The organism is Terrimicrobium sacchariphilum (genome assembly GCF_001613545.1).
GTDB classification, from domain to species: Bacteria; Verrucomicrobiota; Verrucomicrobiia; order Chthoniobacterales; family Terrimicrobiaceae; genus Terrimicrobium; species Terrimicrobium sacchariphilum.
On the sequence record NZ_BDCO01000002.1, the window covers coordinates 2,949,756 to 2,971,251 of the forward strand.

Annotated in this window: 18 protein-coding genes; 14 read left to right on the forward strand and 4 right to left on the reverse strand. The window is 59.7% G+C overall.

Going from position 1 to position 21,496, the window contains the following annotated elements; genetic code table 11:
* Window positions 1-188: 188 nt before the first annotated feature.
* Window positions 189-4,475: a chromosome segregation protein SMC gene (gene smc, locus TSACC_RS13845; protein WP_075079838.1), complete on the reverse strand. Its 4,287-nt coding sequence runs from the start codon at window positions 4,473-4,475 to the stop codon at window positions 189-191.
* Between the two features lie 115 nt (window positions 4,476-4,590).
* Here smc and TSACC_RS13850 point away from each other — a divergent pair, with 115 nt between their 5' ends.
* The 5 genes from TSACC_RS13850 (at window position 4,591) to TSACC_RS13870 (ending at window position 9,469) form a co-directional block, all read left to right on the forward strand.
* A complete protein-coding gene (locus TSACC_RS13850; RefSeq protein WP_075079839.1) occupies window positions 4,591-5,934 on the forward strand; it encodes a dipeptidase in 1,344 nt (447 codons plus the stop codon).
* Window positions 5,931-8,201, forward strand: a complete 2,271-nt coding sequence (locus TSACC_RS13855) for a mechanosensitive ion channel domain-containing protein (RefSeq protein ID WP_075079840.1) — start codon at window positions 5,931-5,933, stop codon at window positions 8,199-8,201. The genes TSACC_RS13850 and TSACC_RS13855 overlap by 4 nt, the downstream gene beginning before the upstream one ends.
* A gap of 50 nt (window positions 8,202-8,251) precedes the next feature.
* Complete coding sequence (locus tag TSACC_RS13860) at window positions 8,252-8,500, forward strand: NIL domain-containing protein (RefSeq protein ID WP_075079841.1); 249 nt, start codon at window positions 8,252-8,254, stop codon at window positions 8,498-8,500.
* 94 nt (window positions 8,501-8,594) lie between these two features.
* Entirely contained in the window at window positions 8,595-8,858 is a 264-nt protein-coding gene (locus TSACC_RS13865) for a hypothetical protein (RefSeq protein WP_153811427.1), read from the forward strand.
* Complete coding sequence (locus TSACC_RS13870; RefSeq protein ID WP_075079843.1) at window positions 8,855-9,469, forward strand: YceI family protein; 615 nt, start codon at window positions 8,855-8,857, stop codon at window positions 9,467-9,469. The genes TSACC_RS13865 and TSACC_RS13870 overlap by 4 nt, the downstream gene beginning before the upstream one ends.
* A 59-nt stretch (window positions 9,470-9,528) precedes the next feature.
* Here the strand turns inward: TSACC_RS13870 and TSACC_RS13875 are convergent, their stop codons facing one another.
* Together TSACC_RS13875 and proC are read right to left on the reverse strand one after the other, a co-directional pair.
* Entirely contained in the window at window positions 9,529-10,263 is a 735-nt protein-coding gene (locus TSACC_RS13875) for a tetratricopeptide repeat protein (RefSeq protein ID WP_075079844.1), read from the reverse strand.
* Entirely contained in the window at window positions 10,263-11,060 is a 798-nt protein-coding gene (proC, locus tag TSACC_RS13880; protein WP_075079845.1) for a pyrroline-5-carboxylate reductase, read from the reverse strand. Before proC ends, TSACC_RS13875 begins: the two co-directional genes overlap by 1 nt.
* Window positions 11,061-11,145: 85 nt before the next feature.
* On the opposite strand from proC, the gene TSACC_RS13885 reads away from it, so the two are divergent.
* Genes TSACC_RS13885 through TSACC_RS13905 form a run of 5 tightly spaced genes read left to right on the forward strand, consistent with a single transcriptional unit; the run spans window position 11,146 to window position 16,505 of the window.
* Window positions 11,146-11,661 carry a hypothetical protein gene (locus TSACC_RS13885; RefSeq protein WP_075079846.1) on the forward strand — a complete coding sequence of 172 codons (516 nt, stop codon included), beginning with the start codon at window positions 11,146-11,148 and terminating at the stop codon, window positions 11,659-11,661.
* Window positions 11,662-11,680: 19 nt separating this feature from the next.
* Window positions 11,681-12,868 (forward strand): homospermidine biosynthesis protein, encoded by a 1,188-nt coding sequence (locus TSACC_RS13890; protein WP_075079847.1) that lies wholly within the window; start codon window positions 11,681-11,683, stop codon window positions 12,866-12,868.
* A gap of 3 nt (window positions 12,869-12,871) precedes the next feature.
* Complete coding sequence (locus TSACC_RS13895; RefSeq protein ID WP_075079848.1) at window positions 12,872-13,420, forward strand: hypothetical protein; 549 nt, start codon at window positions 12,872-12,874, stop codon at window positions 13,418-13,420.
* Entirely contained in the window at window positions 13,417-15,720 is a 2,304-nt protein-coding gene (locus TSACC_RS13900; RefSeq protein ID WP_075079849.1) for a ComEC/Rec2 family competence protein, read from the forward strand. Before TSACC_RS13895 ends, TSACC_RS13900 begins: the two co-directional genes overlap by 4 nt.
* Complete coding sequence (locus tag TSACC_RS13905; protein ID WP_075079850.1) at window positions 15,702-16,505, forward strand: ABC transporter ATP-binding protein; 804 nt, start codon at window positions 15,702-15,704, stop codon at window positions 16,503-16,505. Before TSACC_RS13900 ends, TSACC_RS13905 begins: the two co-directional genes overlap by 19 nt.
* 3 nt (window positions 16,506-16,508) lie before the next feature.
* On the opposite strand, the gene TSACC_RS13910 is transcribed toward TSACC_RS13905, so the two are convergent.
* The gene (locus tag TSACC_RS13910; RefSeq protein ID WP_101927847.1) at window positions 16,509-17,300 is read right to left on the reverse strand and encodes a TIGR00282 family metallophosphoesterase; all 792 of its coding nucleotides are present in this window, start codon (window positions 17,298-17,300) and stop codon (window positions 16,509-16,511) included.
* Window positions 17,301-17,413: 113 nt separating this feature from the next.
* Between TSACC_RS13910 and TSACC_RS13915 the strand changes: the two genes are divergently transcribed.
* The 4 genes from TSACC_RS13915 to TSACC_RS13930 are packed head-to-tail and all read left to right on the forward strand — an operon-like array spanning window position 17,414 to window position 21,424.
* On the forward strand, window positions 17,414-18,622 hold the full coding sequence (locus TSACC_RS13915; protein ID WP_075079852.1) for an N-acetylmuramoyl-L-alanine amidase family protein: 1,209 nt from the start codon (window positions 17,414-17,416) through the stop codon (window positions 18,620-18,622).
* Entirely contained in the window at window positions 18,619-19,425 is an 807-nt protein-coding gene (locus tag TSACC_RS13920) for a ParA family protein (RefSeq protein ID WP_075079853.1), read from the forward strand. The genes TSACC_RS13915 and TSACC_RS13920 overlap by 4 nt, the downstream gene beginning before the upstream one ends.
* A gap of 2 nt (window positions 19,426-19,427) precedes the next feature.
* On the forward strand, window positions 19,428-19,994 hold the full coding sequence (gene pyrE, locus TSACC_RS13925) for an orotate phosphoribosyltransferase (RefSeq protein ID WP_075079854.1): 567 nt from the start codon (window positions 19,428-19,430) through the stop codon (window positions 19,992-19,994).
* Window positions 19,995-20,041: 47 nt separating this feature from the next.
* Window positions 20,042-21,424, forward strand: a complete 1,383-nt coding sequence (locus TSACC_RS13930) for an NfeD family protein (protein WP_075079855.1) — start codon at window positions 20,042-20,044, stop codon at window positions 21,422-21,424.
* The last annotated feature ends 72 nt before the right edge of the window (window positions 21,425-21,496 follow it).

Genomic DNA, 21,496 nt, shown 5'->3' on the forward strand with positions numbered 1-21,496 from the left:
GCAGGGCGAGCCGTCTATTGGGCGGCTCGCTCGATTTTCTGGCCGACATTCTCAATGCCGGAGCCGACATCGTAAACTGCATTGTCGACACTACGGCCAGCTCGTTGAGCCGGACCGCCCGGACCACTACATGCGACCAGGGCCAACGTAGAACAAAGAAGAATAAGTCGGATGATCATAACGATTTCCTAGGAAATCGTTCCTGGTTTGTCATCCGGATTCTCCCGATTGGCACTTTCTCCCGCAGGATCGGCAGACAGGTCAACAAGCACCGTCTCTTCGATTTCCGGCTCGGCAGAGAGGTCGACGAGGACAGTCTCTCGCGACTGCTCTCCGACCGGCGCTGCGGACAAATCCACAAGCACGGTCTCCTCGGCCTCTGGCTCAACCGAGGCAGGTTCTGCCGACAGGTCGACCAGCACGCTTTCCTGGGGCTCTTCACCGAGCGGCTCAGCAGAAAGGTCTACCAATACGGTTTCCTCAACCACCTGCGCATCGTCAACCGGGTCGGCCGATAGATCAACCAGAACCGTCTCCTCCTCGGGGGAGTCCTTATTCTCGGATTCCGCGCCAGCAGAGAGATCGACTTGAGCCGTTTCCTCCGACTCTTCATCAGCCACGAGCACATTGCTCTGCACCGAAGCCGCGGAGTCCTCCGCTTTCCCGTCGGTCGCGGCTCCAAACTCGGCTCGTTCGCGCTCGCTCTGGAGGTCGCCGTGTTTGCCGAAGACCTCGGCCACGCTCTTGGGCTGTTCGATGCCCTTCGCCGCGCTCTCCTCCTTGGTGGTAAACTTGACGCTCACGAGCTTGCTCACGCCATGCTCCTCCATCGTCACACCATACAGCATGTCGGCGCGGCTGATCGTGCGCTTGTTGTGCGTGATGACCACGAACTGGCTCTGGCCGACGAAGCGGTCGAGGATCTTGACGAATCGGCTGATGTTTGACTCATCCAGCGGCGCATCCATCTCGTCCAGCACGCAGAACGGGCTGGGCTTCACCATGTAGATGGCGAAAAGAAGGGCCACGGCCGTCATGGTGCGTTCGCCGCCGGAAAGCAGCGAAATGCTCTGGAGTTGCTTACCGGGAGGCTTGGCGATGATCTCGATACCGCACTCGAGCGGATCGCTATCATCCATGAGCATGAGATTCGCGCGACCACCACCAAACAGTTCGTTGAACATGAACTGGAAGTTCTCGCGGATCTTCACGAACGTCTCGGCGAAGAGTTCCTTCGTGGTGCGGTTGATCTTGGAAATGACCTCAAGCAGCTCCGTCTTGGAGTTCACGAGATCCTCGTTCTGCTTCTCCAGGAAATTCTGGCGCTGTTCGAGTTCCTCGTACTCCTGAATGGCTTCCAGGTTCACCGGACCCATCGAGTCGATACGCTCGGTCAGCTCGGCCACGAGTTCCTCGATGCGATCCCAGTTCAGCGGTTCCTGAGGCTCAGTCGGGAGCTCCGGAGATTCCTCCGATGGAGCTTCCGGGGCCGGGGCCTCCTGAGCAACCTCGCCACCATCTACCGCGGCAACATCGCCTCCGGAATTCCGCTTCTTGATGCGCTCACGATAAGCACAGACAAGACCGTAGGCGTCGGGTTCAAAAGCCTCCAGGTCCGTCTGGTAGCGCTGGGACACATGGTTGCGCAAATTTTCCATGCGCATTTCCACCTGGGCGATACGAACCTCCAGGCGGCCACGCTGCTCCTGCAATTGCACGAGATTCTGCCGAGCGGCGCGGAGGGCGATTTCGATAGCCTCAGCCTCGCCGTAAACCTCCGAGCGAGCCGCGACGAGTGCCGCCCCCTGTGTCTCCAGCGACATCACCTCTTCCTGCCATTCCCCGATCGAGGATTGCAGGGTGGCGCTTTCCGCCTGGAGCGAGTCAATACGAGCCTCGTAGTTGGAGATATCCTGTCGACGGGCATCGAGAAGCTCGGCGAGCTCCGCGAGACGCGCCGACATCGGGCCGCGCTGGCGGCTGAGATTTTCCTGCTGCTGGCGCTCGGTAGCCACGCGCACGCGCACCTCGTTCAACTGCTCGACGGCGACGTTTTCGCGCTCGCGTACGATGAGGATGTTATTCTCAGCATCGGAGCGGCGCACCCGGGCCTGCTCGATGGTGGACGCGACCTCGGCAATGTTCATCTCGAGGTTCTGCACGTGGGCGAGGCTGGCGCGGAGCGATTCGCTCAACTGTACAGTCTCGCGGGCAAAGGATTCGCGACGGGTCTCAAGGTCGCTGTATTGACGCTCCGCCAGCTTCTTTTCGTTCTGGATGGCGGCGCTTTCCACCTGAGCACGCTGCAAGGCATCGCGCGAGGCGAGCAAGCGATCCTGCGCATCGTCGAGCGCCTGCATGGCCTCGGAACGTGTGTTGGAATGCACCTCCAGCTTTTGAATGACCAGCGTAAGGGCTTCATCGAGTTCCGCGATCTGGGCCTTGCGTACCAGCGTTGACTGTCCGGAATTTTCCCCCGAGGCACCACCTCGCACGATACCGTCACGAGTGATCAGTTCTCCCGCCAGCGTCACCACACCGAGATACGGATGCTGCGCCTTGATTCGAAACGCAGCTTCCAGGTTTTCAACCACGGCGATATCGGCGAGCAAAGCCATCGCAAAAGCGCGGGCATCGCCCTCCGCATTTACGCAGGAGGAGGCCCAAGTAATCGCACCCTCCGGGAGGATGTCGCCCTTTTGCTCACTCGGGCGAATCCACTCGCTCGGGATGAGTGCAGCCTTGCCGAGCTTTTTTCCCGCGAGTGTCGCCAAGGCCGCCTCGGCGACCATGGAATCCTTGAAGATAATCGCCTGCAGCGAGGAACCCAGGGCGGCCTCGATGGCAGGAATGAAGCGCTGCTCGACCTGAATATTGTCTGCCAGCGCACCCTGAATGGCGGGACGGTAAAAATTCGGATCGTCCAGGCCGCGCAGGACGGTCTGCGTGCCCTCATCGTACCCCTCGCCCTGCTCCTGCAGCTGGCGGAGCACCTCGAGGCGGGACTCAATGCCCGTAGCCTCGCGGGAGATGGCATTCATCGCATTCTCGGCATTCTGCCGCGCCAACTGAGCGCCTTCATAGGCAGACTGGGCCTCGGATTGCTCGATCTGGGAAAACTCGACGGTGTGAACCGAGGCCTCTTCGCGATGGCGGATTTCCTCCAGGCGGGCCTGAAGTTCGCCGACGGCCTGGGCGGCAGCCTCTGCCTCACCCTGCAACAGGCGGAGACGGGTTTCTCCTGCCTCACGGCGTCCTGCCGCAGCGGAAATGTCATTACGGAGCGAGCCGAGACGCCCCTCGTGCCGCGAGATCTCCGAGTTGATCTCCTGAATCTGGCGCTCGGCGACAATGCGCTCCTCGCGAGCCATCCGCACGCGATCCGTATGCTCGTTCAGCGTGGTTTCATGATCCTGGAGCGTAGCGATCATCTGCTCCAGCAGAATGTCGGTCTGCTCAATCTGCTCCTGCTGGGCGCGGATTTTTTCCTCGGCTGCCGCGATGTCGAGGCGATGGCGATCGATCAGGGTCGACGCCTCTTCGCACCGCTCGGCATTCGTCGAGATACGATTTTCGGCGGAAAAAACCCGATTGCGGAGATTCTGGATGCTCTCTCGCAACTCCCCCATCTGGCCGTCGAGTTCGTCAATACGAGCACGGTAGCCGGAGAGTTCTGCCTCCTGCTGTGCGATCTCGGTCTCATGAACACCGCGGGTCGACTCGCCCTGGTCGAGCTGCTGGCGGATGGTGGTGAGTTCCTCGGAGAGTTGTCGATAGTTCTTGTGCGAAAGGTGGACGTCAAAAACCCGGAGGTCCTGCATGAAGGACTGATAACGGCGAGCCTTGGAAGCCTGCCGCTGAAGGGAGCCGATCTGGCGCCGCACCTCCTTGATGATATCCTGGACGCGGAGAAGATTGGCCTCGGTATACTCCAGTTTGCGGAGGGCCTCTTTTTTTTGGGCCTTGTACTTGGTAATACCAGCCGCCTCTTCAAAGATGGCGCGACGATCCTCCGGCCGGCTGCTCAGGATGAGATCGATCTTTCCCTGCTCCATGATGGAGTAGGCACTGCGGCCCACACCCGTATCCATGAAGAGCTGGTGAATGTCCTTGAGGCGACAGGGGGTCTTGTTGAGAAAATACTCGCTCTTCCCATCGCGATAGACGCGTCGGGTGATGCAGACTTCGTTCCAGTCCACGCCGAGTTCTTTTTCGCACTCGGCAAAGGTCAGCGACACCTCGGCCATACCCAGCGCTTGACGGCTGTCCGTACCGCTGAAAATGACGTCGGACATTTCCCCGCCCCGGAGCGCTTTTGCAGATTGCTCACCCAGCACCCAACGCATAGCGTCGAGGACATTCGATTTGCCACAGCCGTTCGGACCCACGACGGCGGTCACGCCGCGATGGAAATTCAAAATCGTTCGCGGCGCGAACGACTTAAAGCCGAGCATTTCGAGGGATTGAAGATACATGAGACCTCCTCTAGGGTTAGGTCCGCCCACCAATAGGAGTGGGCAAAAACCTTGGCAAGTAAAAACACTATATATTGTGGTCTCCTTTTGAGACTCGCGCTACCTATTGAGTTTTATGTCCGATTCCCGTCTCAACGATCTTCTTGATTTTCTGCGTTTTCCGAGCATCTCGACCCAATCCGAACACACCGTCGATCTCCGGAATTGCGCGGAGTGGCTGAGGCAAAAGATCGAGAGCCTGGGAATGGCGGCGGAAGTGAGGGAAACCGGCGGCCACCCCGCCGTGATCGGCCGCACGGCGCACGATCCGGCAAAACGCACCCTCCTGATCTACGGACATTACGACGTCCAGCCGCCGGAGCCGCTGGAGCTCTGGGAAACCCCGCCTTTTGAGCCTTCCATCCGTAATGAACGCATTTATGCGCGAGGGTCCACGGATAACAAAGGCCAGATCATGGCCCACATCCTCGGCGTCGGAGAAGCCATCGCCAGCGGGAAACCCTTGCCGGTCAATGTGATCTTCCTCATTGAGGGTGAGGAAGAGATCGGCAGTGACCATCTCGCTCCCTTCCTGGAACGTTACAAGGAGGACCTCGCTTGCGACGTCATCGTCATTTCCGACAACGGAATGGCCGCCCATGGGTATCCAACTCTTACCTATGCGCTGCGAGGTATCAGCGCCCTCGAATTCAAGGCCTCCGGCCCGGCACTCGACTTGCACTCGGGAGTTTTTGGTGGTGCGGTCATGAATCCAGCAACCGCCGTGGCTCGGCTGATCGCGTCCCTGCATGATGAGGATGGCCGGGTGGCGATTCCGGGATTCTATGATGCGGTGGCCGATCTGCTTCCCTGGGAACGCGACGCTGCGGCAGCGTTGCCGATCGGGGATGAGATCATCCGGGAACTCACCGGAGTGAACGAACTCTTTGGCGAAAAGGGATACAACTCTATCGAGCGCATCGGGGGCCGGCCCACGGCAGAAGTAAATGGCATCGGCGGCGGCTACCAGGGCGAAGGCACCAAAACGGTCCTGCCCCGGGAAGCCTTCGCGAAGCTGACATTCCGCCTCGTGCCGAACCAACAGCCGGAAGAGATCCTGCGCCTCGCCGAGGCCCACCTTGTCAGCCATTGCCCGCCCGGCATCAAGCTGGAGATTACCAAGGGCCACTCGGGCGAGCCATATTTTGCCGACCCGACCTCGCCCGATGGGCTGGCGGTTCAGCGAGCGCTGGAGCGGGTCTTTGGCCACAAACCTGCCCTCATGCGGGAGGGCGGATCGATTCCCATCGTCGTCGCGTTCCGAAATATCCTCGGCCCTGCCGCTCTGCTGCCAGGACTCGGCTCGCCGGATTGCCAGGCGCACTCGCCGAACGAGAACTTCCCGATCGAGAACTTCCTCAAAGGCATCAAGCTTAGTCAGGCGATCCTGGAAGAACTCGGCACGATCCCCTTGCGATGAAACGATCGCTTCTCCTCGTCTGCTCCCTACTATATGGAGCGTTGCTGGCCGTGGCCGATACGGTGCCCGCGGAGCCATCCCCCACTCCATCAGCCGCAGAGAAAAAGGACTGGCTGGCAGACCAGTTGGAATCCGCCCGGCAACGGGAATCCGCGCTCAACGAAAGAAACCTCAGTGAAGCGCTGCAAAAGAACGGCCTTCCGGCAGACCAAGCGTCGGATTTCCTGGCAGCCGCCAACGAAGCGGTACGCAATTACCAGACCGCATCCGACACGTTGACCTCGATCCAGAACAACGAGCGGGCGCTCCAGGCCTTGCAGACTGAGCCCCCGCCGAAAGCGCCTACGAACGACCAGGAGTCGGACGCCATGCGGGAGAAAATCAACACTCTGCGCCAGCAGATCCAGACCGAGGAAACGCAGGTGCAGTTGGACCAGTCCGTACTGGCCCGCAGCCAGACTCGTCTGGACTCGGCGGAGCAGGACCTCCGGCGAATTCAACAGGAGGCTGATGCCGTCACCGATCCGGCGCAAAAACAGCGGTCAGTTCTCCAGGTGCAGCTTGCCCAGCTTCGCCGCGAAGCCGCCGCTTCCGCAGCCTTCCTCGCCGACTGGCGAGTGACGCTCGACCAGATCGATCGATCCATCGTTTCCCTCAATCTCGCCCGCACCGAGAAAGCCCTCGCTGCGGCGGGACAGGATACCGTCTTCAACCGCCAGCGTGCGGAATCAGCTCTCGCCCGGATCGATCAAATCCAGAACTCCACCCGCGACCGCATCGAGGCCACGCGTCGGATTGCCGCCGGATTGAACGACACGATCACCAACCTGGGCAAGCAGGTCGAGGAGGCAAAAAAAGCCGGCCGTGAAAAGGAGGCCATCGCCCTTGCCGCCCGTCAAACCATCGTAACAGATGCCGCCAGCGTGGCTAACAAGATCATCCAGACCGAGGAGGGAATCCTCACCGAATGGACGAAAATCCAAGCCATCTGGAAACTGACGCTAGCCGCGATCGAGAAACCCGAGTCCGCCTCCTACGAGTCCATCAAGACACAGTCGGCCCAGGCGCTCTCAGACATCGAGCCCTGGCGCGAACAGCTTCGCCGCAGCCTTCAGGATACCCAGCGACGTCTGGAGGAAGCCCAGGCCGAAACACCGGCCCGCGATGCGGAATTGCGCAAGCATCAGGAGGCCCGTCTGGATGCCCTGCGCAAGCGCGTCACCCAGCTCAGCGAACTCGTGCCAACGGTTGACAGCGTGATCGCGCTCCAGCAGCAGATGATCTCCGAAAGTCGCGAGCGACTGGCCAGCCAGAGCATCGCGGAAAAGGCGGCGCTCTCGGCCGAAAATCTCGGCAATCTCATCAAGGATGGTTGGAACAAGGAGCTCTTCGTCACCACGGACAAAATCACCGACAGCTCGGGAAACGTCACCACGCGACAGCACGCGGTTTCACTGGGAAAGCTCCTTTCCGCTCTCGTCTGGCTCATTCTGGCCTTCGCCCTTTCCAAGGTAGTCTCGCGAACGGTGTGCAACCGCATCCAGACCCGCTTCTCGCTCGACCCTGTCCGCGTCTCCGCTCTCGAGAAAGCCCTGTTTACCGCCATCCTCGCGGTAGCCATATTGACTATCCTTAACTGGCTGAATATCCCGCTGACGGCCTTTGCCTTCATGGGTGGCGCGCTGGCTATCGGCATCGGCTTTGGCGCTCAGACGCTGGTGAACAATTTCATCAGTGGCCTCATTCTGCTGGCCGAAAGGCGTATCAAGGTCGGCGATACCATCGAGGTGGACGGTCATACCGGCAGCGTGCTGAATCTCGGCACCCGCTGCTCCCGCATCCTCAAGGGCAATGGCGCAGAGGTCCTCGTGCCAAACAGCTATCTCCTGGAAAAGAACGTAGTCAACTGGACGCTGACGCACTACCGGCACTCCTTTGACTTCGCCGTGGGCCTTTCATACGGTACCGACATCACGAAGGCCGTTGCCCTGCTCCGGCAGGCCGTCGAGGCCGAACCCAAGGTCCTGAAGACTCCGGCCCCGGTGGTTTTCTTCGAGGAATTTGGCAGTCAGGCGCTGATCTTCCGCATGTCCTATTGGGTGGATCTGCGGGGGACGGACAACCGTGTCGTGGGGAGCAATATCCGCACACGCATTGCCCAGCTTTGCCAGGAGCAGGATATCCAGATTTCCGCGCCAAATCAGGACCTCCGCCTGCACACGCCGGATGCCATCCGGGTGCAGATGATTCCGCATGATTCGGAATAGGCCGCAAATTTCCTCCCACACCCGACGGATCGTCTGCTATAGTCCCCCCCATGTCCCAGCAAGTGACGCGCCTTTGGCTTATGTATCCCGCACGGCTCATCACCCGTCCCATCGTCTATGAGATCGGGAAAGAATTTGCGGTGGTGACAAACATTCGCCAAGCCAGCGTCACGGAAGAAATCGGCATTGTTTCCCTCGAGCTCGATGGGGATCGCGAGGAAATCAAGAAGGCGATCAACTGGCTCGAGGAGCAGGGCGTAAAGGTCGAGCCCGTCGAGATCAACACGATCGAGGGCTGATCCCCTCGCCCGATTTTGCAGCCATAATCAACAGGTATGGCTGAATTGCGAAGAAGGCATTAGGCGTTTTCGCGACATGGCGTATTCTTCGTCCATGGCAAAAATCCTTACGATCCTCGCTGCGGTCACTGCAGTGGCGGTGATTGGCGCATGGGCTGTACTCGGCGCAAACCGCGGATGGACGAAGACCTCTGTCGGCATCCAGAAAATCGATCCGGTAACGGAGATCGCCTTCACGGAATACGAAAGCCGTTTCGTGCCCGGAGTCGACTTCCTGGCCGTCGGTCTCGGAGGCGCTATCGGCCTCGGGGTGATTGCCCTCGTGATTTCGAAGATTCAATCCACAAAAAAACCATGAAAAAAGCAGTCCTCATAGCAACAGCGGTCCTGGCGACATCGTCCATCTGGGCGGCCTCCACGAGCTTTGATTTCAAAGATCCCAAGGGCGTAAACAACGTCGTCTTCAAACTCGATGCTCCCCTGGAGTCGATTAACGGCACCGCCACCGGCGTCTCCGGCACCGTGTCGGTCGATCCCGCCGATTTCACCACGGCGAAGGGCAAGATCACGGTCGAGACGTCCAGCCTCACCGTTCCGAATCCGATGATGAAGGAACACCTTCTCGGAGAGAACTGGCTTAACGCGGCAAAGAATCCGGCCATCACTTTTGAGATCAAGGAAGTGAAAAACGTGAAGGCCACGAATGGCTCCGGCACCGCCGATGTGACCGGAACATTCACGCTCAATGGCGTGTCGAAAGACATCACTGTCCCGGCCAAGATCGCATATCTCCCGGGCAAGCTGGGTGACCGTACCAATGGCAAAGTGCAGGGCGACCTTCTAGTGGTGCGTACCGCCTTCCAGATCAACCGCAGTGATTACAACATCCAGCCCGGCCAGTATCAGGACAAGGTCTCCGAGACAATCGACCTGTCCCTCGCCGTCGCGGGAGCTGCCCCGAAGAGCTAGACTGCCTTTCGGAAATCTTTCATGCCGGCTGGCGGAACCTTCCGCGGCCGGCATTTCTTTTAGTCCTTCGGCTTGTTCTCCTTTAAGGTCTTTTCGATGTCCGGATCGGGATCCGCTCCCAGCTCGAGGGCCCGGTAGTAGTGCCGTCGGGCCAGTTCAATGGCCGGAGGTTTGCTCTCGAGGTAAAACGCAGCAAGGTTGAAGTTTGCGTCGGCGTTGTTTGGATCGAGCTCAATAGCTTTCCTAAGCTCAGCCTGAGCGCCATCGATCCATCCCTTCCGTCCCACCACGACTCCGAGAAAGGCATGCGCCCTGGCATTCTTCGGATCGTAGAGCACGGCCTGGGCGAGGGCCGCCAGAGCCTCGTCAAGGCGATTTTCATCGAGAGCGATGATGCCCAGCGTGAGCCATGCGGGAGGATTATCCAACCGGATCTGGACAGCCCGCTTGAGGTACTTCTCCGCCTCCGAATGATTCCCGGCAGAAAACTCGACCACCCCGATATTGATCAATGCAAGCAGGTTGTCCGGAGCGAGATCGAGAACCTTCAGGTAAGCCTTGCGAGCGCGGTTGTAGTCCCCCCGGGCGAACGCTGCGCGCCCCTCGGCAGCCGTCTCGCGAGCAAGCTCCGGTACATAAGTAGCGTCCGGCCCCGTCGGATCGGGAGTCGGCGAAGGGGTAGCCAGCAGCGTGGCCGTCGGTGCAGGGCTCGGAGCCGTTGCGGCAGTTGGGGCCTTGGATTGGGCCACAGCAGATCCGCAAAGACACACAAAAGCAAGGAGACGGAGGCGCATTAGCGCGAAGAAAGTTCCTGGGATCGGGCTGCTGCCGCCAGCACAGCTGAGATGAAGGCTGCACGCACGCCTCCCTTTTCCAAGGCAGTGAGGCCGGCAATAGTGGTGCCGCCCGGGCTGGTGACCATCTCACGGAGAATCGCGGGATGCTCCTTGGTCGAGGCCGCCATCTCCGCCGCTCCCGCGACGGTTTCAATGGCGAGATCGAGCGCCATCTTGCGAGGGAGCCCCGCGGCCACGCCGCCATCGGAGAGCGCCTCGAGGATCAGGTAGATAAAGGCCGGACCGCTGCCGCTCAGACCGGTAATGGCATCGAGTTGCTTTTCGTTGGCCGGAAAGACCTCGCCCACAGCCTCAAATATCTCGGAGGCCAGATTGACATCCTGATGCGAAAGCGTGGGGCTGGGCGCGAGCGCAGTGGCGCTTTTTCCGATCATGGCGGCTGTATTGGGCATGGCTCGCATGACCCGAGCACCAGGGGCGGCGGCCTCCATGGCGGAAATGGTCAGCCCCGTGACAACAGAGATGAGAAACTTCCCGGCGAACTCCTCCCTCGCCTGACCGATGGCGTCGAGCGCGTCGATCGGCTTGACACAAAGAATCACAACATCAGCAGCGCGGACAGCGTCGGCATTGGTACGCACGACGTTGACGGAGGTGGCTGCGGAAACATTTTCCAGAGAAGCCTGGGAACGGCTGGAAACAGTGATCTGTCCGGGCGTACACAGATTCGCCCGGAGCATTCCATGGATGAGGGCCAAGGCCATCTTTCCGGCCCCAAGGAAGGCGTAGTTCATGAGGGGAGAGTAAGACGAGAAATGATGCGGGCAAGGAGTTTCAGAAAGAGTTGCCAGCCCCGGCGGGCTTGGGTAGTGCTGGGGCATGTCCAGGCGTCTCCTGCACCTTTCCCTCTTTGCCGCGGTAAGCGTCATGCTCGGCGCATGCGCATCGTCCGGCCCATCGGTCAACCCGGCCATCACCTCGGCAGTCTCATCCCATGGGGTGAACTCCGGCACTTATGTAAAGATGAGCCATGGTCAGGTCCTCGACTATGACGACATCCTCAACCTCGTGCAGAAAGACGTGCCGTCGAACATCATCGTCGGCTACCTCGCCAGCACCCGGAAGGTGTACGACTTCAACACCGCCCAGCTTCAGGGCCTCAAGAGCGCCGGCGCATCGGCCCAGGTACTGAACTTCCTGTCGGAAAGCCAGGGCTTCTATGGCAAAACGACTCCGGCCCAGGTGACGCGTACCAAGAACGAGCAGGCCGACCGTTACTATCGGACCCCGTACTATCAGGATGAACAGCCGTTTGCCTACAACGCTCCGATCATCGACGACTGGTATGACTCCGGCTACGAAGAGTCGCTCTACAGCCCGTTCTCGTTCAACTAAGTTTCGCTGACTCTCCATCATGGCCAAACAGCTCGAAGGCAAATTCCCACGCCTGCTTCCGGACGCGGTCCGCAAAGGCATCGGCGCAGCCGACCTCATCGACACGGCATTCAAGGCCTACAACGGCGGGCGTCTCGCCGAGGCCTGCCGACTCTTCACCTCACGGATGATCGCAAACGAAGGCACCGTGGGGCTGTCCCTTACGGGCGCTCTCACCCCGGCGGGACTCGGCAAGTCCTGTCTCATTCCCCTGCTGGAGGCAGGCTTCGTCGACTGGATCATCTCGACCGGCGCGAACCTGTATCACGATCTTCACTTCGGCCTCGGCATGGATCTTTTTGCCGGATCGCCTTTCCTCAATGACGTGGATCTCCGTCATAAGGGCGTGATTCGCATTTACGACGTGCTCTTCGATTACGACGTGCTGCTCGATACCGATGCCTTCGTGCGTCAGGTCATCCAGGGGCCGGAGTTTCAGAAGACGATGGGCACCGACGAGTTCCACTACCTGCTCGGCAAATACGTCTACGCTCGCGAGCAAAAGCTCGGCATCAAGGGCCACAGCCTCCTGAGTGCCGCCTATCGACTCGGCGTGCCGATCTTCACCAGTTCGCCCGGCGACAGCTCGATCGGCATGAATGTGGCCGCGATGTCGCTACGCGACTCAAAGCTCGCCTTTGACGTCAACCGCGACGTCAACCAGACCGCCTCCATCGTTTACAATGCCAAGCGCTCGGGCCAGACCTCCAGCGTCTTTATCCTCGGCGGCGGGTCGCCAAAGAACTTCATGCTCCAGACGGAACCTCAGATCCAGGAGGTCATGGGCATCGAAGAACGCGGCCATGATTTCTTCCTCCAGTGCACCGATGCCCGCCCGGATACCGGCGGCCTGAGTGGTGCGACTCCGGCGGAAGCTGTCTCCTGGGGCAAGGTCGATCCCGACAGCCTGCCGGATTGCGTGGTCTGCTACGCGGACTCCACCATCACCCTGCCGCTCATTACGGCCTACGCGCTCAGCCGTGCTCCCAAGCGCAAGCCGAAGCGCCTCTACGATCGCCGCGAGGAAACCCTCGAACTCATCCGTTCGGAATACTTCAAGCGCGGCACGGTCGAGAAGATCGAGCATCGGACCAACCTCGAAAAGAAGAAGAAAAAGCCCGCCCGCAAGCTGGCAAAGCGAGCTTCGTCGGTCGGTCTCAAGAAGTAGATCGTGGAGGAATCGCCGTTTGCCGCGCCGTTTATCTACGCAGCAGGCGGCGACATTGAGGTGCGTATCGAGGATCATCCCGATCCCACGCGCATTGATCATGTCTGGATCTCGATCGACACCGAGGAGTTCGGTCGCATCCGCATCGCGGTCAACACCGATTCGCGAAACAGTTTCATGGCTGGGTTTGATCGGCGCATCCGGGTGGGAACCCTGCGCGGAACCTGGACAGAACTGCCGCCTCGTATCGTGCAGGCTCATCGCGGATTTGATTACGCCTCCATCCCCGATATCGAGAGTATCGCGTTTGAGCCGATGCCCCGGGTGCAGGTCGAGAGCCTGCTCTCCCGGGCCTGCTACCGTGCGTCCCTGCTGGAGGTCTGGGGGACGCCGTACGAGCGGCCGCGCATCGGGATTCACCAGATTCACAGCCGCAGAGCCAGCCGCGCCGTGCCCGTCGACCTGAGGGGACGAGATGGGGCCTTGCAGTTCTACTTTCGCGACGACTATACGACGCTGCTGGTGTTGTTCAAATTTGACGGACAGCCGTGAAAAAGGTTTCCCTGCTCCGCCAGCGCCTACCCTTTGCGGCGTTGCTGGTTCCGGTGGCGGGAGGCATCCTGCTTGCGCAACTTTTCCATCCCGCACTTCTCTTCACCGCCATCGTGGCAGCGGTTTCAGGGAGCCTGTTTGCGGCAGCCTGCGTCAAGTGGTCGACCGCCAGCCGGGATTTCTGGTTTCACCTGTTCCTTGCTGCCACGATGGCGGTGATCCACCTCCTGCAAACCACGCGGAGCGCATCAACCTCACTCGCGAGTTGGCTGGGTGATCGTCGGTTGCCCGTAACCGCCGAGGGATTTGTCATTACCGAACCGTCGGTCTTTTCTGCACGATCCGCCCGGTTTGATTTTCGTGTCGACTCCCTGTCTGCGGACGGCAGCCAAATCACTGCGCCTCTTTCGGTACAAATCCGTTGGCGAGGCGCCGCCCCTCAGTATGGAGACCGCCTGAGGATTTCCGGTCTTCTCTCAAATATCTCGCCTCCGCGGAATCCCGGCCAGTTCGATGCCGCCACGTGGTCTCAGCGCAAAGACATTCATCAGGTAATCGAAATCATTCAGCCAGGTGTCGCCGAACCTCTCGGTCGCCAGCAGGGAAATCCGCTGGTGTGGTTTTCCATTTCGGTGCGGAACTGGATGATTTCCGCAATCACCTACTCCATCGATGATCCCAATGTCTCCAAGCTGCTGACCGGGATGGTGCTCGGAGATACGAGCGACCTCTCCCAAAACATCCAGGAAGCCTTTCGCGCCACCGGGACCTATCACCTCTTTTCCGTCAGCGGACTCCATGTGGGTATCGTGGCAATCATTCTCTGGTATCTCTTCAAAACCCTGCGGTTGCCGCGAAAACTCACGGCGGCACTGATCATTCCCCTCCTCTTCTTCTATGTCCTGATGACCGGCCTGAAAGCGGCAAGCATCCGGGCCGCCGTGATGGGATCGATCATCCTGATCGGCCTCATGGCCGAAAGACGTCCCGTTCTGCTAAACAATCTCTGCGCTGCAGCGGTCCTTATCCTATTGACTGATACCAACCAGCTTTTCAACGCCGGTTTCCAGTTGTCCTTCGGAGTCGTCGCATCGATTCTCCTCCTAAGCGCGATCTTTGAGCGGAAGATCGGGGAACCACTCGCACCCGATCCCTTCATTCCGCGCAAACTCCTGTCGCCCGCCCGCCGGTTCGCGCTGCGGACCACACAGGTCTTCGCGAGCCTTTCAGCCGTTTCGCTCGCTGCCTGGCTGGGTTCCTCTCCGCTCACCGCCGGGTACTTTCACATGGTGTCGCTCTCCGCCTTGCCGGCCAACCTGATCGCCGTTCCACTGTCCTTCGCCATTATGTTTGTCACGGCGCTCTCGGTCTTCGCGTTTTTGGTGTCACCCTGGCTGGCCGCGGTATTCAACCAGACAAATCTCGTTCTGACCAAGCTGCTGCTCTTCAGCGTCCAGACCTTTGCAAACATCCCGGGATCGCACGTCTACCTCCCGCCCTGGCATCAAGCTCAGCGCGTCGTGATCTTCGATGCTGGCGCCGGAGGAGCAGCCTCCATACAGGCTGGAGGAAAGACGTGGCTCATCGACTGCGGTCCACAATATTTCACCGACTCCGTCATCGTTCCCTATCTCCGGTCCCAAGGCATTCGGAAGCTCAATGGACTCATCATCACTCATGGAGACGCGAATCACATGGGCGGAGCGGAAAATCTGATTCTCGCCACACGACCTGCGACCATCCTCGACTCGGGCACCTCCCAACAATCTCCCACCCGCAAAAAACTCCTCGCCTGGATGGGGACGCAAGGCATGGTTCCCACCCTGGCCCGCAGCGGATTTCGCGAAGAGCTATCCCCGACCGTATCCTTGGAAATCCTCTACCCACCCGGGAACCCGCCCAAGGCGGTGGCAGACAATCTCGCCCTCGTCGCCCTGCTCACGATCGAAGGTCGCCGCATCCTCTTCACCTCGGATATCGGGCTGCTCGCCGAAACGTGGCTGATGGAACACGCCTCGGAAAAGCTGTCGTGCGACATTCTCGTCCAGGGAGTTTCCAAGACGGGACGAACGACACCGGAGGATTTCCTGGAGGCGGCACATCCCAGTCTCGTCATCGCAACCGCCGCCGACTTTCCCGAGACCGAGCGCATCCCCGCAGCCTGGGAGGCGCAGCTTGCCAAGAGAGGTATCAAGTTGATCCGACAAGACGAAACGGGGGCGGTTGTGATAACCTTCTCCAGCGATAAAACCATCGCCACCGGATTTCTCAACAAAGCAACATGGCATCTCCCGCAGTAACTCTCCCGCTCCTCGACGTGAGCGAACTCACCATTCGCCGCGAGTCCTCCTACGTTCTCTCAAGGGTCCACTGGACCGTCCGAAAGGGTGAACACTGGGTGATCCTCGGCGCCAACGGATCAGGCAAAACATCTCTCCTGAAAGCCATAGCGGGATACATGCCGCCAACCGACGGCGATATCTCGGTGCTGGGCGAGACCTTTGGATCGAGCGACTGGCGGGAACTCCGCAAACGTATCGGTGTGGTCAGCGCGAGCATTTCCCACCTTTGCCACGACGAAGACCCGGCCCTGGAAATCGTCGCGGGCGGATTACAGGCCATGATCGGCCTTTGGGGACAGCTCCGGGCGGGAGACAAGAAGAAGGCTCTGGCTTCGCTCGGCTTGGTACGAGCGCGCTATCTCGCTAACCGGCGCTGGGAAGTCCTTTCCCAAGGCGAGCGCCAGAAGGTGCTTATCGCGCGTGCTCTTATCTCCGCACCGCCCCTGCTCATCCTGGATGAGCCGTGCTCCGGCCTCGATCCTGTGGCTCGGGAACGCTTTCTTCAGGATCTCCGGCATCTGGCAGCTAAACGCAGCGCTCCAGCAATGATCCTCGTCACCCACCATATCGAGGAGATATTGCCGGAATGCACCCACCTGCTGGCCCTCAAGGATGGCAAGGTGGAATACTGCGGCCCGATCGCCGAGGGACTGACCTCGGCGACATTAAGCCGCACATTTTCCGCGCAGATGCGCGTGCGGAAATCGGGAGACCGCTACTCCCTGCACGGGTTGTCCGTTTAGCCGCTAGGCCTCCTCGACCATCTCGCTGACGCGCTCGATCGACAGGGCGCGTCCCGTGTTGGGATCGACCTGCACGATCACACCGCAAAGACGCACCGGCCACTTGGCCACGGGGAACTGTCCCGGGAGATTGTCCATGAAGCGCTTGATGATCGGCTCGGGTTCACGGCCAAGGCAGGAATGCTCCGGCCCGCACATGCCGGCATCGCAGAGGAATCCCGTGCCATTGGGCAGGATCTTCTCATCCGCCGTCTGCACGTGTGTATGAGTGCCAAATACCGCCGAAACCCGTCCATCGAGGAAGCGTCCCATGGCGATCTTTTCGCTCGTGGTCTCGCTGTGCATGTCGACGATGATGACAGGAGTCTCCAGCCGCATCCTGTCGACCTCGATCGAGGCGGCGGGAAACGGATTGTCCAGGATCGGCTGCATGAAAGTACGGCCCTGCACGTTCAGAACCCCGATCTTGCCCTTGGCCGTATCGAGAATGATGCTCCCGTTGCCAGGCGCGCCATCGGGATAGTTGATAGGGCGCAGCAATCGCGGTTCCGTCTCTATGTAGGAAGCCGTTTCCCGCTGATCCCAGACATGGTCGCCCGTCGTGATGACCGCAACCCCGGCGCGAAGCAAATCGATGGCGATTTTGGCGGTGATGCCGCGACCGGCGGCCGAGTTCTCGCCATTCACAATGACAAAATCGACTCCTCTCTCCTTGAGGAATACAGGCACTCTGCGAATCACGGCCTTGCGACCGGGTTCGCCTACGATATCTCCAAGAAAGAGGATACGAATCATCAGTCCCCCAGTAAATCAAATGGGAGGCCGATGACAAACCTCTGGAAAAAAAACTCACGCATCCCCTCGATTTTGCTCCCCCATATCGGGATGGGATGTGATTTAATTCCCGCGTGAAGCGCCTCCTGCTGACCGCCTTGCTTCTGATTTCGTTCCACCCCGTTCAGGCCCGGCTCAGCCCGCTGGCATTGCCTCCGGACTGGTCCCGCCTCAATGTCTACCAGGGGACCATCACCCGTGCCGATTTCGTGGATCTTCTCGACCGGGTCTACGCTCCAAACGGAGCTTGGCAAAAATACATCACCGTGACGGATGCCGGAGCGGTCATCCGTACAGGGAGTGAACCCTTTGTGCTGCGCTTCGCCCCGGATCGCGGCAGCGCAAAAGCCCCCGTGAACTACTGGCGGCCGCGCTCCGCTCTGCCCCACGAGGAGCCGGGCAAGCCGTTGGCAGGCCTTCGTATTGCCATCGACCCAGGCCACATCGGGGGTACCTGGGCCAAGATGGAAGAGCGCTGGTTCCAGATTGGGAGTTCCAAGCCCGTGACGGAAGGCGATATGACGCTGAAGGTGGCCAAACTGCTGGTTCCACGACTTGAGGAACTGGGAGCGGAGGTCGTTCTCACCCGTGCCAAGGCGTGGCCGGTCACCTCATCTCGCCCTAGCCAACTGGTCAAAGCAGCCCGTGCCTCTCTGGAGGATAAAAATGCCGCCGTCACCGATGAATCCCTGCAAAAGGAGAGCGAAAAGCTTTTTTACCGAGTCGCGGAGATCCGCCGTCGGGCCAAGCTGGTCAACGACAGCTTCCGCCCAGACCTTGTCCTGTGCCTACACTTCAACGCCGAGGCGTGGGGCGATGAAAACAACCCCAAGCTACTGGATGAAAATCACTTACACTTTCTCGTCACAGGATCCTTTAGCGCGGATGAGCTGGATTATGAGGATCAGCGATTTGAAATGCTGACAAAGCTGTTGAACAGGTCTCTCTCCGAGGAGGTTGCCTTGACCAACTCCCTCTCGAAATCCATGGTCGCACAAACGGGGCTGCCCCCCTACGTGTATCGGCAGGCCAATGCCATCCGGGTCAACGGAAATGACTACATCTGGGCTCGCAACCTCCTGGCCAATCGACTGTTTTCCTGCCCGGTCGTCTACGTCGAGCCCTATGTGATGAATAACAAGCTCGTTTTTGACCGTATTCAGGCCGGGGATTACTCCGGGCGGAGGGAGTTTGGCGGCATAATGCGAAAAAGTATCTACCGCGAATATGCGGATGGGATTGTCGACGGGCTTCTGGCGTATTATTCCAAACGTTCCCTGTGAAGATCATAGCCGTTGCCAACCAGAAGGGCGGAGTCGGAAAGACCACGACGACGCTGAGCCTCTCCGCCGCACTCGCCGAAAAGGGCGTGCGCGTCCTGCTCGTGGACGTCGATCCGCAGGGCAATGCCAGTAGCGCACTCGGGGCCTCAGGTGAGAAGGGCAGCCTGTACCACGCCCTCATCGGAGAGAAACCCGCCGCCGAGATGGTCTACTCGACCCGAATCGAGAACCTCTGGACCATCCCCGCGACGCTCGACCTCGCAGGTGCTGAGGTGGAGGTCGCCCGGATGGAGGGTCACCTGACCCAACTCCGCCGTGTCCTCAGCCCGCTGAAAGACCTCGGCCTCTACGATTATCTTTTCCTCGATTGCCCACCTTCGCTGGGCATCCTGATGTCCAACGCCCTCTCCGCGGCCGACGAAATCCTCGTCCCGATCCAATGCGAATACTACGCGCTGGAAGGCCTCGGCCTTCTCATGCAGGTGACCGAGCAGATACGCGCGTCGGGAGCCAATCCTGACCTGTCTCTCTGCGGGTTGCTCATGACCATGTACGATGGACGTACGAATCTGAACCCCGCTGTGGTCAAGGAAGTGCGTAATCACTTCCAGGAAGTCGTCTTCGATACGCTCATTCCCCGCACGGTTCGTTTTGCCGAGGCTCCGAGCCACGGTCGCACCATTATCGAGCACGACCCCGCCGGACAGGGTGCAGAGGCCTATCGAGCACTCGCAGGGGAATTTCTCGAACGCCAGAAGAAAGGCGTTGCCTTTGTCAGCGGCGCAACTGCCCACCATTCTTGAATATGAACGAAGTCCTCGATCTCTTCCGCCAGACCGGCGCTCTCCTCAACGGCCATTTCATTCTGCGTTCCGGGTTGCATAGCAGGGAATTCTTCCAGTGCGCCCTGCTCCTTCAGGATGCCACCATCGCTGCGCAGGTTTGCGGTATGCTCGCGGAGCAGCTCTCAGCCTATGACGCAACGACGGTAGTCTCGCCGGCTGTCGGCGGTATCATCGTCGGTCAGGAGGTGGCCCGTCATCTCGGCAAGAAGCACATCTTTGTGGAAAAGGATGGCAACGGCGGCCTCGTGCTGCGCCGTGGGTTCACCATCACGCCGGGCGAGCGCTTTCTCGTCGCGGAGGACGTGGTCACGCGCGGCGGCCGGGTGCAGGAAACGATCCAGATCATCAAGGATCACGGCGGCGTGGTCGTGGCGGCAGGGTCCATCGTGGATCGTAGCGGAGGGAATCTGCCAGATTTCGGGTGCCCATTTGTTTCACTGGTTCAGATGACTCCCGAGACATTTGAAGCGGACAACATTCCCGCTGATCTTGCAGGCATTCCGGCGATCAAACCCGGCAGCAAATAAGAGGCTTTGGTCTTGATGGGAGAGGGATTGCGCCGGACAGTAGGCGCGTGAAGTGGCTGATCATCCCTCTCCTCGCCCTGCTCGCCGTCCCCGTCCACGCGGAGGAATCGAAAATCCGCGAGGGTTCCGTCGTCGTCCTGCCTATTGAAGGAGAGGTCAGCGAAGCGCAATTTTACTTCATGCGTCGCATCCTCAAGGAGGCGGAAGCAGCGAAGGCCTCTGCCTTTGTCATCAATATGGACACCTACGGCGGCAGCCTCGGTGCAGCGGTGAAAATGCAGGATGCGCTAATGAAGTCGCCCATCCCGACCATCACGTATGTAAACCCCAATGCGGGTTCCGCCGGGGCACTCATCGCGCTCTCAACACGCAGGGTCTTCATGGCTCCGGTGAGCGCGATCGGCGCAGCCGCTCCGGTGATGGGCGGCGGCGAGGATTTGCAGGAGACGATGAATGCCAAGGTCGTTTCGTATTTCTCCGGCTACTTCCGCAGTGCGGCGGAAAGGAACGGCTATAACCCCGAGGTTGCCGAGGCCTTCATCAACAAGGACAAGGAGGTCAAGATCGGCGACCAGATCATCAACCCCGCCGGGAAGCTCCTCACCCTGAGCGCTCAGGAAGCGGTGAAAGTGTACAACGGCAAACCGCTGCTCGCCTCCGGCATCGCAGATTCGCTTGATGATCTAGCCAGAAAGGCTGGCCTCAATCCGCAGGAAATCGTCAAGATCGAGCCGAGTGGATTTGAGACAGTCGCCCGATGGATCACACTGCTCGCTCCTTTTCTCATGATGGCGGGAATTCTCGCCGCCTACATTGAGTTCAAGTCTCCGGGATTCGGCGTCCCGGGCGTGATTGCGGCGATCTGCTTCCTGCTCTTTTTCTTCGGCCACTATATCGCAGGACTAACGGGGTTTGAAGTCGCTGCATTCTTCTTCCTGGGCGTCATCCTCATCGTCGTCGAACTGCTCTTTTTCCCCGGCATTGCAGTCCTCGCCGCGCTCGGGCTCCTCCTCATGCTTGGTTCGTTATTCTTTGCAATGGTGGATTACTATCCTGCCCAGCCGCTGAATCTCGATTGGGAATTGGTTGCCCGCCCTCTCGTCAATCTCGGCATTGCCCTCCTGCTGGCGGCAATCGGCATGATGCTCCTCGCGAAATATTTCCCACACCTGCCTTTTTTCCGACGCGTCATTCTCAGCCCGGCCATCTCGGCGGGTCCAGCCCTGCCAGTGGACGCAGTAGTACGGGCGCCGACTCTCAATGTCGGTACGGTAGGAAAAGCCCGAACGATCCTCCGCCCTGCAGGCAAGGCGGATATTGAAGGAATGCTGGTCGATGTGGTTACAGATGGCGAATTCATCGATCCCGGTGCCTCGATCCGCGTCCTCCGTGTAGAAGGAGAGAAAGTCGTTGTCGGTGCCGTCCGCTGACCGCCTCCCGCCCGAAGTTCCGAAAACACTCCGCCTTTGACACCTTCCGCCGGGAGAGTCAGAGTCGCGGCC